This is a genomic window from Wolbachia endosymbiont of Laodelphax striatellus (genome assembly GCF_007115015.1).
Classification (GTDB): domain Bacteria; phylum Pseudomonadota; class Alphaproteobacteria; order Rickettsiales; family Anaplasmataceae; genus Wolbachia.
In genome coordinates this window covers 940,675-955,153 of record NZ_MUIX01000001.1, presented here as the reverse complement: position 1 = coordinate 955,153, position 14,479 = coordinate 940,675, and the positions used below count along the sequence as shown (strand labels likewise).

The following is a 14,479-nucleotide window of genomic DNA, read 5'->3' as shown; positions in this document are numbered from 1 at the left end:
ATTCAGGAGCATTTAAACTGAACTTTATAAAGTACTAAAAATGATAGGAAATCTAAGTGGAATAGTTGATGAGGTGTGTAGCGATCACATAATCCTGAATGTGAATGATGTTGGCTACATAGTATATCTTTCAGCCAAAACTTTAAGTGCTTGTTCGATCGGGAGTAGAGTAAAATTACTTATCGACACTTATGCAAATAGCAGAGAAAACGTTACTCAGCTATATGGTTTTATAAGTAAAGAAGAACAGCAGTGTCTGCGTTTATTAGTTAAAGTGAGCGGTGTCAGCTATAAAACCGCAATGTCAATTTTGAGCAAATTAACTCCAGAGCAACTGTTTTTGGCAATTATAAATGAGGATAAACTAGCACTTAAGATGAGTGGACTTGGCCTGAAACTCATAAATCGAATTATTACTGAGCTGAGTGGCAAAGTAAGTAAATTAGAGACAAATAGCAATCACTTTCACTCAATTAGTGAAGATGCTCTTTCAGCTTTGATCAATCTTGGATATGAAAGAACAAAAGCTTATGATACAATAAAAAAAATAGAAGATGAATCACCAAACTTGGACACTAAAGATATTATTCGTATGGCGCTTAAAACAATATGAAGTCAATATCATGTAGTAAGGAATACTCTGAAGATGTACGTAATTTAAATATCAGGCCTGAACAACTTGATGATTTTGTCGGGCAAAAAGACTTAATACAAAATTTAAAAGTGTTTATAAATGCTGCACAGACGAGAGCTGAAGCTTTGGATCACGTATTACTCTATGGTCCTCCAGGGCTTGGTAAAACAACTTTAGCACAAATTGTCTCTAAGGAGTTAAGGGTTAGCTTTCGTGCAACTTCTGGTCCATTGCTTAGTAAAGCTGGGGACTTAGCTGCAGTGCTCACTACTTTAAATGCAAAAGATGTTCTATTTATCGATGAGATCCATAGATTAAATCGTAGCATTGAGGAAGTTTTGTATACTGCTATGGAAGATTTTTGCCTAGATGTATTAGTAGGTGAGGGCCCATCTACCAGAACTTTAAGAATAGATTTACCACCATTTACACTGATTGGGGCAACAACACGGCTTGGACTGCTTTCTGCACCGCTGAGGGATCGTTTTGGTATTCCCCTGCATCTTGAGTTTTATTCTTTTGAGGAACTGATTGATATTATCAAAAGAGGTGCAAGAGTTCTTTGTGCTGAAATCGAAAAGGATGCTGTGCAGGAAATTGCTTGCCGTGCGCGTGGAACTCCAAGAATTGCTTTGAGATTACTCAGAAGAATAAGAGATTTTGTTGAAGTAAAAGATGATAAAAAAATTACCTGTGAAATTGCCGGTTCTGCACTATCAAAATTGGGTATAGATAAAATGGGACTAAATAAATTAGATATGGATTATCTGAGATTTTTGTTTAACACCTCAGGACCTGTTGGAATTGACACCATATCTATTGCACTATCTGAAGATGTTGGCAATATTGAAGAAACGGTAGAACCTTATTTAATCAAGGTCAGTTTCGTAAAGCGCACACCAAGAGGACGTGTTTTAACTGATCAAGCAAAGGAATATCTCAGCATTAATTCAGTGGTATGCTAGTATTATACTATATTTACACATTGTATAGTATTACACTAAACATTATAATATTCTCTTATTATATGATTTGCAGGTGTTTTAGAGGCAAATAAGAAAGTCTTCTGTTATAGTGAATATGTTCTTGAAAAATTACGTAATATATGCTAGGCTGTATATAGCATAAATGTAAAAAATATCAATAACTTATTGATATTTTTTAAGATTAATACTTATTAAATACTTCATATTGTAAGATTGAGTTATTGTGTTTTATAGACTTAAGATAAAATGGTGAAAAGCTTTCTAAACAATTATAGAAACAGTAATTTAATTAATGGAGAAAAAGCAATGGGAAATTTTTTAATCAATAACAACGAAGAGGACGGTAGCTCAATCTTCATTAGTCCAATTAGGGAGCAAGATCTCTCTGCAGAGCAGAAGCTCAATGAATTAAAAGGATTCATGGAGGAGCTTGCTAGGAAAGCTGAGCTCAAGAGAATAGAGCTTGAGCGTCAGGCTGCGAGTTGCATTGATGAAACATTACCTCAAGTAGAGCTACAGATAAAAGACGATGAGGATTACTTTTGTGGTGATAGTCAAGGAGCATTTGCAAATTTCTTTGAATCCCTCTTTAATCTTTTTGAAGTAAATGTAGATCCGAAAGTCTACAAAATGCTCAAGGAGAAGAAAGAGAAAAATCTGCTTCTTTCGATAATTAAGTTTTTGCGTGATAAGCTTAAGGAATTAGTTAAAAAGATCTTCAAAAAAGATTTAAGTTGGGATAAAAGGCTAGACAAAGAGATAAAAGAATTGCAGGAGAAATTACTCAGTGGTGGGTTATCTCCGGAAGAGGAAATAGCAATACTCGAACGTTTGCAAGCGTTGCAAAATTTAAAATTGAAGCTGCAAACTTTTCTAGTGGGTTCAGTCATTGCAATGTTTGCAGAAATTTTTGCAGTTGATTTAGCAGCAGTAGTAGAGCAAGATGTCACTGAAGAAAAAAGAGATAAAAAAGCAGAAAAAACAGAATTAAAAGAAGTTCGTCAAGAAATAGAAACAAAAGTGAATGAAGTTGCGCCAGTTCACCTCTTTAATTTTTCATCTCAAGTTCCAATGCCAATCACTCTGAATAAGCAAGAACGTGCTATTTTACCAAAGCCTATAGAAAAATTAGTAGACACTCTACCTAAACCTGTTATAAGTGACAAAGATAGTGAAGTACAAAAACTGGAAAAAATGAATAAAGAAAAGAAAGAAGCAAAAGAAGAGAAAAATGAAAAACCAAAATTAGCTGTCTATCCACCTGCTCCAAAGCAACACAGGAGAGTTAAAAGACAAAAATGTGGTGTTGATACAATGAGAACAAAGAAAGAAAAGCTAAATAGATCTTCCTGCAAGAGAAAGCTTAGTGATCAGCAAAAGTCTAATGCTGCTGTGGAATTGCCAGGAGGATTAACTGATGGTGTAAGAGTTGAAAACCACGCTTCTTCAGTTAGCAAAGAGAGAGGTGTGTAAAGGTTTTCTTTAATTTGCGTGTGATTTTGGAGTGCTTTTTTTTAGTGTGTGCTGCTCATCTTTTTGTCATGCCAATTTTAAAAGGGTGTCATCCAAGTGGCTTGATGTCATCCCAGTGTAGATCTCTCTCTTGTCATCCCAGTCTGGGATCCAGGAACTTAGTTTAAAAAAGTTGTCATTCCAGTTTAGGATCCATTTTTTCTTCTAGATTCCAGCGTCACGCGCTGGAATGACATTGTCTTGGATGATCAAGCACTGATCGTTTATTATGTGCCATATTACAATGTTCGTAAAGTTGTGTACTCAGACACTGTCATCCAGATACAATTTCATCATATAAATCTTTCCATTCTTGATTTGTTTTTTCAATTAAGTCTATTTTCCACTTTCTCTGCCAGCTTTTTAGGAGTTTTTCTCTACTAATTGCTAAATTTATCTCTTTCAAAATAGACTAGTTTACAAACATTGTACTTTGACGTGAAACCAGAGATGGCTTTGCTTTTGTGTTCCCAAATTCGTTTAGTCAAATTTGATGTTATACCTGTATATAGGGTTCCATTGCGTTCACTTGCAAGTATATAAATATAATAATTTTTCATATATAGTAAATAAGTTTACTGGATCCCAGACTGGAATGACATTAAAGGAGCTACTTGATGACACCAAAGAGGCTATTCTTTGATACCAAAGAGGCTACTTGAATGACAAGAGAGGAAGTGCTGGAATGACATTGTCTTGAGTGCATAATGCACCAAAGGTTGTGTACCACAAAGGTGTCACACCAATTTTAAAAGGCTGTCATGCAAGTGGCCCCTCCGTTGTTATTCCAGTGTAGGTCTCTCTCTTGTCATCCCAGTGCCTATTTTCCTGTCATCCAAGTAGCTGACACTGGGATCCAGAAAACTTAGTTTAAAAAAGTTGTCATTCCAGTTTAGGATCCATTTTTCATCTGGATTCCAGCATCAAGTGCTGGAATGACATGGCGGACAAGTAGCTCTCTCTTGTCATCCCAGTGCCTATTTTCCTGTCATCCCAGTCTGGGATCCAGAAAACTTAATTTAAAAAGTTGTTATCCTAGCACTTCTTCTCTTGTCATCCCAGTCTGGAATCCAGGAGTATAAAAATGGTGAACAAAATTTATGTTAAAAAACTGCTTGTGCTTATAATTGATTTTTAATATACTGATTACATAATAACTTAATTAAGAGGTTGATATGCATGGTAACAATGGTTCAGGCAAAAGAGTATTTGATAATACTGCTCCAGGAGGAGGAAGGGTTGATCGGAGCAAAGTAGATCCAAAGAAAATAGATGATTTTAGAGACATGATTAGACGTGAAGAGGAAAGAAAGAAAAATCAATCTAGTGGTCAGGGCAGCAGTAAATAATTATATTAGTTTAGAGGGGGTGGCGTTATGCCTAATAAAAGTAAAATAAATCGAGAGTTAGTAAAAGCATTTAATAGTATTCTTCGTTTTGGTGATGATGTTTTTACTAATTGTACTGTAGACGGTACTTTTTCTTCCAAAGAAGATCATATTGTTATCTTGTTTGATAATAATATGACTCTTGATTGGCGCATAAAGTACTTGAGCAGTATGAAAAAAAAAATAATACAAAGATTTTGTCCGGATGAAAGTATTCTTGATGATCGTTTTTATACAAAGTTTTTTCCTTTTAACTTTGATCAAGGGAAATTGGCTGAAGATAATAAATTTTTGGTGCCAATTAGGAAAGAGGTGGTTTTTAATCTAAAGTTTTTACTAGCCAGTGAAATTGCGCGATTTGCAACAGATCTTATTAAAGAGCAAAAAAAAGAAGACAAAAAATTGGAACTAGGTTGTAAGGATCTATCAGATGAGATAGAGAAGGAGATAGAAGATTATATAGATTATAATATAATTGATAAAGTCTTTGATAAGGGATCTTATCTATATGGTGCGGAGTGTGTTGAGAGCAATTTGCAAAGTTCTTTTGTAAAATTGCTTTCATCGAGTATAACAGGTTATGAAAATGGTCCTAAAAAAACTAAGGATTTTTTAGAAGAGAAAGGAAATTGTGTATATTTAAAGAAAGGCGTTTTTGATGATCTTAAGTTCGTCAAAGACATAGTAAGGCATGAAGAATACTTGACATGTCGTTGTTTTGATACTCCAAAAGGCAAGGTTGAAGTTATTGACATGCTGAAATTTGCAGTGGTTGATTTGTTTCGTAAAGCAAACATATCAGTTGTTGAAACGGAGCGTGCATCTTACTCAGACAGTGACGAAGATTCAGTTTTAATTCCTATTGTAAGTGGTAGTAATGGTGATAGATATTTAACAAAAGAAGAAGCGGAGCACGTTAATAATATATTTGGTATGGTTATATTAAATAATGTTGAGGGTCATGTTTCACAGAAATTGGACAATCAAGGAGTGTATGCAATAGATTGTGCTAACCCAGACATTGCTTACTGCCTGATGGATAAGATCATGAAGAGCTCTTTAATCATCGGAAATAAAGTTAAAGATAAAGATACAGGTAAAGATAAATATGAAGATAAAGTTGAATATAAGCTATCCATTGATCCTGCGCGTGTGCAAGCTATGAAATCACAAACTCTTGCCCCTTCTGAAAAAGTAGAGATAGATGGACCAAGTGGAGATAGTGGTTTTGGTGGTTCACTTAAGGGTCGCACTATACATGCTAAAAACTCAAGAAAATTACTTGGCCTCAATTACTATGATGAAGATGCACAAAGAATTAAAGATGATAATTCGGCTAAAGATAGTGGCCTTGGCGCTTCTTCAGCACGATCTTCAGCACGATCTAATAATCCCCAAACAACATTTGACCAACCTTCTATATCACAGCTTGACCAATATTCTGCAAAAAAGCGTACATCAATTAGTAAAAACTCATGCTGTATTTCATAGCTAAAGAAAATTAGACTATTTGAGGACGAATTGTGAATGAAAGTTTATTTGCCAAGGTATAGCTGCCTTGGCCTACAAATCTTGGTTTCTTCATCGTTTACCATTTCATACCACTGGGTAACCCACCCAGTGGTTCTTGCAAGTGCAAAAATGGGTGTAAACATACTTGAAGGGATACCGATAGCATTCATTATTATACCTGAGTAAAAATCAACATTTGGATACAACTTACGTGTAATAAAATACTCATCCTTTAAAGCTATTTCTTCAAGTTTTTTTGCAATTTCAAGTAATTCATTATTTTGTTCTAGTTTGCTTAAAATCTCATGACAAGCATCCTTTAATATAAGCGCGCGCGGATCATAATTTTTATAAACACGATGTCCAAATCCCATTAGCTTAAATGGATCTTTATCATCTTTAGCTTTCTCAATGAATCTATCTACATCTCCACTTTGCTCTATCTCTTTTAGCATATTTATAACTGCCTCATTAGCTCCACCGTGTGCTGGACCCCAAAGTGTAGCAACTCCTGCAGACAGGCTTGCAAATAGATTAGAACCAGCTGACCCTACCAATCTGACAGCTGCTGTAGAAGCATTCTGTTCATGATCAGCATGGAGAGTAAATATTTTATCCAGAGCTTTTACAAAAAGGGTATTATTAACAGCACTGCCAAATATCATATTTAAGAAATTCTCACTATAACTTAATTTATTATTAGCATTTATGAATTCCTGATTGTTGATATGTCTATAAATCATTGCAACAATTGCAGGAACTTTTGCTATTGCAGAAATTCCAAAATCTAAATCTTCACCATTGACATTGTTGCCATGCATTTCATGGTAAGACGCTGACAAATTTGCAAAACATGCAACTAAAATCGACATAGGGTGAGCAGTTTTTGGAAATGCTTTGATTACATTTGTAACTTGCTCTGATACTTTGGATGATTCTTGTATTTTGAGAAGAAATTTTTTGTGTTGCTCTGAACTGGGTAATTCACCATAGAGCAATAAATAAATCACAGCAGTAAAATTATTATTCTCTGCCAAATCAGCTATATTATGTCCCCTGTATTTAAGAACTCCTTCATCTCCATCAATGAATGTAATTGTAGAAGAGCATGAAGCTGTAGAAACAAACCCTGGATCGTAAGTGAATAATCCTGTCTTCTTATATAAATCCTTAATATTTAACACATCAGGACCTACTGTTCCACTTAATACGGGCAGATCAATTTTTGACCCATTACTTAGTTCCAATAATGCTTTTTTATCCATCACTTGAGCTACTTAAATTTTATACAGAATATACAAACTGAAGAGTATATATTAATACAGCTAACTTTACATTAACCGTATTAAGCGGTCATCAATGCTTTTACTTTTGCATTTAAGCGACTTATTTTACGCGCAGCGGTATTCCTATGAATGACACCTTTATTTACACATTTGTGTAAATTGGATTCAGCATTCCGAAATGCCAAGACAACATTCTCTTTATCACCAGACTTGATTATATCAACTAATCTTCTAATAGCAGTACGAGTTTTGCTTTTTCGCATCTTATTTACTAAAGTACGCTTTGCTATTACCTTCATCATTTTTTTAGCACTCTTATGATTTGCCATATATTAATACCTGTACTTTTCTTTTAATTATAAAGTTTTTTTGTTAATTTGCAATATCAGTTTTTTCTGCAATTAATCTACTACTTCTTTCTTCAATGATTTTTTCTAAACTTTGCAAGAATTCATTTTTGTTTAACCCAGGATATATGGGCGGTAATATTTCTATTACCGCCTTTCCGGGATTCTTTCTCAGAGAAAGTATGCTTTTTGGCCAAAACAAACCAGTGTTTAAAGCAATCGGTAACACAGGAACAGATAATATGCTATATAAAGCAGCAATACCCGATTGATATTTTATATTTTGGTTTATAGTCGTTCTTGTGCCTTCAGGAAATATTATTATGCTTCTATTTTCTTTTATACGCACTTTTGCTAATTTAATGATATGACGCACAGAACTAATACCATCTGAGCGGTTAATAAAAATCATTTTTAATGCCATGAGATGCAAACCAATGAATGGAATCCATTTCAATTCACGTTTTAAAATAAAAACTGCTTTTCTAAAGAGTAGTATAAAAATAAATGTTTCAAATGGAGATTGGTGTTTAGATGCAATTATAAAAGGTTGCTTAGGAATGTTTTCCATTCCCCTCACTTCATATTTAATGCCACATAATAAACGCAACATGAATAATACAACTCTCACCGAGCAAACAAGGAAAATGGTTATTACACACTCAGGAAAGAAAATTACAGGGAGAGTAATTAAAGTATAGAATACCTCCCATAATATAAGGAGTAAATTAAACAATAAACTTGCAATCACAAACACACGTAAACTTATTTGAATTTAACTTTACTACAAAACTCAACAACCATCACCTACAAGGTGAAGGGTTAAATTTCAATCAATTTGAAATTGATCATTGTCATGAAGTGGCTCGCCTTCCTGGGTAGATATGTACTCTTGTATAACCTCGTCTGTGATTGTACCAGAACTTACGGCTAAATATCCACGTGCCCAAAGGTGCCTGCCCCAAAAGTGCTTTCTTAGACTTGCAAAATCTTGCATCAGCAACCTTGAACTTGTTCCTTTCAAAAGTTGTACAATTTTACTAACACTTTGCTGTGGTTTATATGATATAAACATATGAATATGATCTACTGCAACTTTGCCTGAGATAATTTGGATCTCATTTTCCATAGTAACCTGCCTTAGCAGCTCCCTAACTCTAACACCAATTTGGCCTATTAGCACCCTTTTGCGATATTTGGGAATCCATACCAAGTGTACTTTCATATCGTACTTAGAGTGTGCATTATACCCATAACGTCGCATACGCGACTATTATAACTTGTCCTTCGCCTCAAGGCGAGACAATCCCCGAAGGGGGACACTAAAAGCAATAAGTTTAATTATTGATCATCTGAGTAATAGGATGAGAATCAGCTAATTTGTCCTTTAACTTTTCGTTAGCAATATGAGTATATATTTGTGTTGTAGAAAGATTAGTATGGCCAAGAATTTTTTGTATCAGCACAATATTTGCTCCGCTATTCAGTAGATGGGTAGCAAGAGAATGCCTAATCACATGTGGAGAGATTTTATTTTCATCAATATCGCACTTTCTTGCTAATTCCTTTATTAATTGACCAACTCTTTGCCTTGTAATTGGTTTATTAGGTTTATCACCTGGGAATAGCCAATCAGATTTTTTGTTCTTAGGAAGCAGATTGTCACGAATTGATAAATAATTTTTAAGACTTTGCAATGCTTGTTGATTAAAAAAGATTTGCCTTTCTCTGCCACTTTTTCCCTTTATTATTATGTAGCCTTCCTTACCATTACTGTTTACTAAATGTGATACTCCACATAACTTCATATTGATTAGTTCAGAAACACGCATCCCGGAAGAGTAAAGAATATCTAAAATTGCACATAGCCTTTTACTGCTTATCTCTTTATTCGATCCGCTTGCTGATTTTTTTACTGTTTCCATGAGCAAAAATATTTCTTGAACACTTAAATACTTAGGCAAAGGACGGGAAACCTTTGGATTTCTTAATTCATTATCATTAGCCGGTGCTGGATTAAAATCTATTATTCCATCATTAAATAGGCACTTATAGAAATTTTTGATAGCAGATATTTTTCTTGATATAGAGCTAGTTTTATATTTCTTTTTTGTACGTAAAAAGTTTACATAATCTTTAATATTAGCTTTACTTGCACCAACTAAGGTAGTGCCTCCTTCTAATAAAAATTTTTCAAGTTGGTGTAAATCTGAACGATAACTTTCCAAAGTATTTTGTGTAGAAGATTTTTCGGAAACCAAAGTATCTATGTAATACGTTATGTAAAGATCCTCTTTTTTATTTTGTGGTTGTTTATTTTTCATTATCATCTCCTACGTTTATTTCTTTGACTATAATTTGATTAAAAGTATTTTTTGTATTTTTTATAAGAAAATATGAGATAAATAAAACATTTACCAATAAAGTAAGTACTACAAACCTTTGTTTTAACCTTTTTTTTAAATTTGATCTTATTTTTACCATATTTTAATTATAACATCAAATCTATAAAAAACATCCTGTAAAGTAAGTTTTACTATCATATAAAATATCCCTTAGCTATGTCTGTTCATTCTTATTACATCATAGTATTTATTATAATTTTAACATAAAGAAATAGTGATTTCAACTTCATTATTGTATGGGTATTAATAAATTTTTAATATATATAACAAATGTCTTGCAGCAAAAGGAATCACTTGGGACTTTTTTTTAATAAAGTGTTAATAAAAGGAATGGTTACATTTGATCCTATAGATTCACTATCTATTTTTTCTATAATTTTATTAATGCTGTGGAAAGAACGTTCTATCCTTGCTAGAATATAATTAATTACCTTTAGATCAATCTTTAATTGTTTATCTGAAAATTGTTTTATTAGCATAATTCTTAATAATTCCTCGCTTGCAGGTAAAATTTTTACGCTGATAGTTGACAATATTCGAGAGCTTAAATCTTTGAGTTTGAAGTTAAGCTTTTTTGGTGAAATTGAAGAAGTGATTAGCAATCTCTTATCATTTTCTTTCATATAATTGTAACAATGTAACAACATTGCCTCATCTTTTATGTTTTGTACATCTTCTAAAATAAACGCATTGCTATACCTAATCTCGCTTACAAAATTATTCACATTGATAAAAATTGCATTGTTTATTGATTGCCAAATATGAGCAAGGTGAGTTTTTCCAGAGCTGTTAGGTCCAAAAAGAATCAGGCATTTCCAAGATAAATCATTAACTATTGAGTTATATACGTGCTTATTTTCGTCTAAGGTGATATAGTTTTGCCAGCAATAATCAACTTGATTATTGTTAAATAAATTTAATTGCACGTAAAGCCTCTAACATTTCTACTTTTTGATAATAATTTTTGCATAAGAATTTACTTGCATTTCTCAAATGTATCAGAGATCCTTTTTCTTTTTATCGTGAACTAATTAGCCATTTTTATAAAGCTCACTTTCAAAATATTTATTGACTGCATATTCTACTAATACACTGAACATTGCTATTATTGGAATAAAAAATAATATACCTATAAACCCAAAATATGAGGTACATATGACAACTCCCAAAATAATGATAGTTGGATGTATATGAACTTTTTTTCCTATTAATAAAGGAACTAATATGCTTGAGTCTATTAATTGTCCAACACTAAATAATAGCAAGACAGCAGCACTTTCAAACCATCCACTAAATTGAGTAATGGCGCTCAAAAATCCGATAATAGTGTATAATAATGGCCCTATGTAAGGTATAAATGTTAATGTTCCTGATAAAATTCCAATAGATACAGAATGCTTCAGCCCGATTATGCTAAGGCCTACGGAATAAAAGATCATCATGAATATACATACGTTTAACTGTCCCTTTAGGTAATTAGATATAATGAAATCTACTTTGAAAAAATAATCTGCAGCTTTTTCTCTGTAACTAATGGGAATTAGTTTACTAGCTTTTTCTACAATTAAAGGCCAATCACGTAATACATAGAAAAACACCACAAGCGTAATAGATATTAATGATGTAATGTAAATCAGACTAAAGCTTGAACTTAACACTTGAATTATAAGATTGCTGCCCATGCTAAGAGCATTGATAAAATAAGATATATAATCACTGTAATTTTCTACTAGATTTTTAGACAAGTGATCAAATAAACTATCTTCAGTTTTTATATTAAGAAATTCTAATACAGAAGGAATCACTTTAAGCTTTAATGAAGGTATCTTATTCACTAAGAAATTTAATATTAAAGTAATTTGAAAATATATAATAGGTAAAACAAATGTAATAACTAATATAAAAGCTATCAATAAGGCAAGTGTTATAAAAACTACAGAACATGAACGCGGTATTCTATATTTTTCAAACTTGGTTACTAGCGGGTTAAACAAATGTGCAACAAAAAGGGATATTAGACACGGAACAATCATAGGACGCATCAAAAATAATGCCCCTATTATAAAAAGTATTACACAACAAATAGTTATATGACGTTTTTGCATATGTTTAACATAGTCGATTTACCAAAAAATATACAGTTTTTTGTAAATACTATCTATTCATTGTTTTATTAAGTATTAGATCAGCTAAATTTTCATCCAATTCCCAACCAGATAAAACCCCGTTGTGCGGGTCATATTCAAAGCTTTTCAAATTAACGATTTTGGTCAAATTTCTATTTAACGATTGATTATCTTCTAGTCCTTTTGCTAATTGTGCAGGATATGGTATTAAGGTATCTCTTTCATGATTAATGACCACTATTGATATATTATCATTTTGTAGCTTTTGTATATTGCTTACTATACCAAAATCTAAATTTAGGACCTTAAGCATTTTTTTTAACAAACAAGAGGGTAGTATGCTTAGAATTTTTGTCTGAGGAATTCGAAAATGCTTTATTGCATTGTGAAAAGAGCTGAAAGTGCTGGTAAAAATAATACCTCCAAGTTTAATATCTCTGTCTATAAAATATTTCAGCACTTCTGATGCAATTGCTCCTCCAAAGGAATGGCCGAGAAGATAATGTTTTCAGGCTTCACACCATTGTCAATTAATTTACTGATTTCTTTTATTGAAAGCTGAGACAAGCTTTGATTCTTATTTATAAACGGAATCATGAGTGGTGGTACAGATAAAAAGGTCAAGTTAAAGCTGCTAAGATGGCTAAACTTGCTGTCCTAGATGTCATTGGATTAGTAAGTAACATTAAAGTTGGTAATAGTATTGATGTTCCTAAAAACAAGAAACTAGCTATTGCGTAAGTTATATAGTTTTGAAATGCAATTGGGTATTTATGTGCATGAGTGTAGAAATTAGACCTATGGAGATATGTAGATCTATCTTGTATATACCTGGATGCATTTTTATAATTATCACTATTCCATGAAAAAATATAAGATGTATCTTATTTTCTTTATTATACTTAGCAACGTGCATTATTTCCCTCTAGCATATATTACACCTAGTAAAAGAATATTCTTTTTTGAGAATTGGATCAACTTTTTTAAAATGCTAGATAACTTGTATTAACAACGAAAATGATAAGAATGCACACTAACAGACTTGAGGAATACAAGATAGCAGCATTAATAGTTGCAGCAGGAGTAGGCAGTAGATGCAATGCCAAAATCCCTAAACAGTATATAAAACTGGCAGGTAAGTCTGTTTTATTTCACACAATTAGAAAATTCTTAGCTAATCAGTACATAAGTTACATAAGAGTGGTAGTAAATGAAAGTCAAAAAGATTTCTATAAAGAAGTTACGTCATCAACTATAGATACTAAATTACTAAGTCCAATATACGGAGGAGAAAGTAGGCAGAGTTCAGTTAAACTCGGACTGGAGAGTTTGCAGAAGATCAATCCAGATTTCGTCGTTATACACGATGCTTGTAGGCCTTTTGTGTCAAATATTCTAATAGATAACTTGATTGAATCTATGATTAATGGTCAATATACAGGAGTAGTTCCGGCAATAGAAGTCGAGGATACTATATCGTTGGTGAGTAATAATTTCGTTGAATCTACGATTTCAAGAGAAAAACTTAGAGCCATACAAACCCCTCAAATTTTTAATTTCAGAGAATTATTATCGTGCCATCAGTCAGTCAAAGAATTTACTGATGATTCATCAATAATGGTGGAGTACAAAAAACATGTTAAGATTATTAAAGGTGAGAAAAACAATTTTAAGTTAACTACAAAAGAGGATATCAATATGGCAAAACTTCTCTTTGAAGAGCCAAAATTTCGCGCTGGCGCTGGTTATGATATACATAAATTTGTTAAAGTTCAAAATGATGCTAAGAGTTTTATAAAGATTTGTGGTGTAGAAATTGAGCATAACATGGTAGTAGAAGCACATTCCGATGGTGATGTTGCAATACATGCGATCGTTGATGCAATACTTGGAGCGCTGGGATGTGGCGATATAGGAGAACATTTTCCTTCCAATGCTTCTGAATGGAAAGATTGCAATTCATCTCACTTTCTTGACTTTGCTGCTAAAAAAGCACAGGAAAAAGGATATAGCGTGTCTAATTTAGATATTACTATAGTTTGTGAAGAGCCTAAAATATCGCCTTACAAAGCAGGAATGAAGGAATTCATATCAAAAATATTAGAAATTAATGATGAATTCGTAAATATCAAAGCAACCACAGCAGAAAAATTAGGTTCTATTGGAAGAAATGAGGGAATAGCAACGTATGCTTCTGTGCTATTGCATGCAAATTTTTATTGAAGGTAGAAAAGAAATAACTTACTTGACAAACTCCACTGTTTCACTTTCATTACAAGGAAA

The 14,479-nt window shown here is 32.8% G+C and carries 13 protein-coding genes and 2 pseudogenes; 6 read left to right on the top strand and 9 right to left on the bottom strand.

Going from position 1 to position 14,479, the window contains the following annotated elements:
• The first annotated feature begins 40 nt into the window (after positions 1–40).
• From ruvA to BVG17_RS04515, 3 genes are all read left to right on the top strand, one after another.
• Positions 41–613: a Holliday junction branch migration protein RuvA gene (gene ruvA / locus BVG17_RS04525; RefSeq protein ID WP_063630965.1), complete on the top strand. Its 573-nt coding sequence runs from the start codon at positions 41–43 to the stop codon at positions 611–613.
• Positions 610–1,599, top strand: coding sequence for a Holliday junction branch migration DNA helicase RuvB (gene ruvB, locus BVG17_RS04520; RefSeq protein ID WP_063630964.1), 990 nt, complete (start codon positions 610–612; stop codon positions 1,597–1,599). Before ruvA ends, ruvB begins: the two co-directional genes overlap by 4 nt.
• Before the next feature lie 267 nt (positions 1,600–1,866).
• Positions 1,867–3,093, top strand: coding sequence for a hypothetical protein (locus BVG17_RS04515; protein WP_063630963.1), 1,227 nt, complete (start codon positions 1,867–1,869; stop codon positions 3,091–3,093).
• Between the two features lie 313 nt (positions 3,094–3,406).
• Here BVG17_RS04515 and BVG17_RS04510 read toward each other — a convergent pair.
• Positions 3,407–3,692 (bottom strand): annotated as a pseudogene (locus tag BVG17_RS04510) (GIY-YIG nuclease family protein).
• A gap of 615 nt (positions 3,693–4,307) precedes the next feature.
• On the opposite strand from BVG17_RS04510, the gene BVG17_RS08815 reads away from it, so the two are divergent.
• Together BVG17_RS08815 and BVG17_RS04505 are read left to right on the top strand one after the other, a co-directional pair.
• The gene (locus BVG17_RS08815; RefSeq protein WP_162848923.1) at positions 4,308–4,481 is read left to right on the top strand and encodes a hypothetical protein; all 174 of its coding nucleotides are present in this window, start codon (positions 4,308–4,310) and stop codon (positions 4,479–4,481) included.
• A gap of 27 nt (positions 4,482–4,508) precedes the next feature.
• On the top strand, positions 4,509–6,011 hold the full coding sequence (locus tag BVG17_RS04505; protein WP_143688853.1) for a hypothetical protein: 1,503 nt from the start codon (positions 4,509–4,511) through the stop codon (positions 6,009–6,011).
• 44 nt (positions 6,012–6,055) lie between these two features.
• Here the strand turns inward: BVG17_RS04505 and BVG17_RS04500 are convergent, their stop codons facing one another.
• From BVG17_RS04500 to BVG17_RS10500, 8 genes and pseudogenes are all read right to left on the bottom strand, one after another.
• Positions 6,056–7,297, bottom strand: a complete 1,242-nt coding sequence (locus BVG17_RS04500) for a citrate synthase (RefSeq protein ID WP_063630961.1) — start codon at positions 7,295–7,297, stop codon at positions 6,056–6,058.
• 80 nt (positions 7,298–7,377) lie between these two features.
• A complete protein-coding gene (gene rpsT / locus BVG17_RS04495) occupies positions 7,378–7,647 on the bottom strand; it encodes a 30S ribosomal protein S20 (RefSeq protein WP_007302369.1) in 270 nt (89 codons plus the stop codon).
• 43 nt (positions 7,648–7,690) lie between these two features.
• Positions 7,691–8,416, bottom strand: a complete 726-nt coding sequence (locus BVG17_RS04490; RefSeq protein WP_063630977.1) for a lysophospholipid acyltransferase family protein — start codon at positions 8,414–8,416, stop codon at positions 7,691–7,693.
• Positions 8,417–8,494: 78 nt separating this feature from the next.
• Positions 8,495–8,929, bottom strand: a complete 435-nt coding sequence (tnpA, locus tag BVG17_RS04485) for an IS200/IS605 family transposase (RefSeq protein ID WP_143688839.1) — start codon at positions 8,927–8,929, stop codon at positions 8,495–8,497.
• A 73-nt stretch (positions 8,930–9,002) separates the two neighbouring features.
• Positions 9,003–9,989 carry a site-specific tyrosine recombinase gene (locus tag BVG17_RS04480; protein ID WP_063630877.1) on the bottom strand — a complete coding sequence of 329 codons (987 nt, stop codon included), beginning with the start codon at positions 9,987–9,989 and terminating at the stop codon, positions 9,003–9,005.
• A 371-nt stretch (positions 9,990–10,360) separates the two neighbouring features.
• The gene (locus BVG17_RS04475) at positions 10,361–10,996 is read right to left on the bottom strand and encodes an HdaA/DnaA family protein (RefSeq protein ID WP_017531897.1); all 636 of its coding nucleotides are present in this window, start codon (positions 10,994–10,996) and stop codon (positions 10,361–10,363) included.
• Between the two features lie 105 nt (positions 10,997–11,101).
• The gene (locus BVG17_RS04470) at positions 11,102–12,175 is read right to left on the bottom strand and encodes an AI-2E family transporter (RefSeq protein ID WP_026092617.1); all 1,074 of its coding nucleotides are present in this window, start codon (positions 12,173–12,175) and stop codon (positions 11,102–11,104) included.
• Between the two features lie 49 nt (positions 12,176–12,224).
• Positions 12,225–13,112 (bottom strand): annotated as a pseudogene (locus tag BVG17_RS10500) (alpha/beta hydrolase family protein).
• Positions 13,113–13,213: 101 nt separating this feature from the next.
• Between BVG17_RS10500 and ispD the strand changes: the two are divergent.
• Entirely contained in the window at positions 13,214–14,419 is a 1,206-nt protein-coding gene (gene ispD / locus BVG17_RS04460) for a 2-C-methyl-D-erythritol 4-phosphate cytidylyltransferase (RefSeq protein ID WP_063630878.1), read from the top strand.
• The last annotated feature ends 60 nt before the right edge of the window (positions 14,420–14,479 follow it).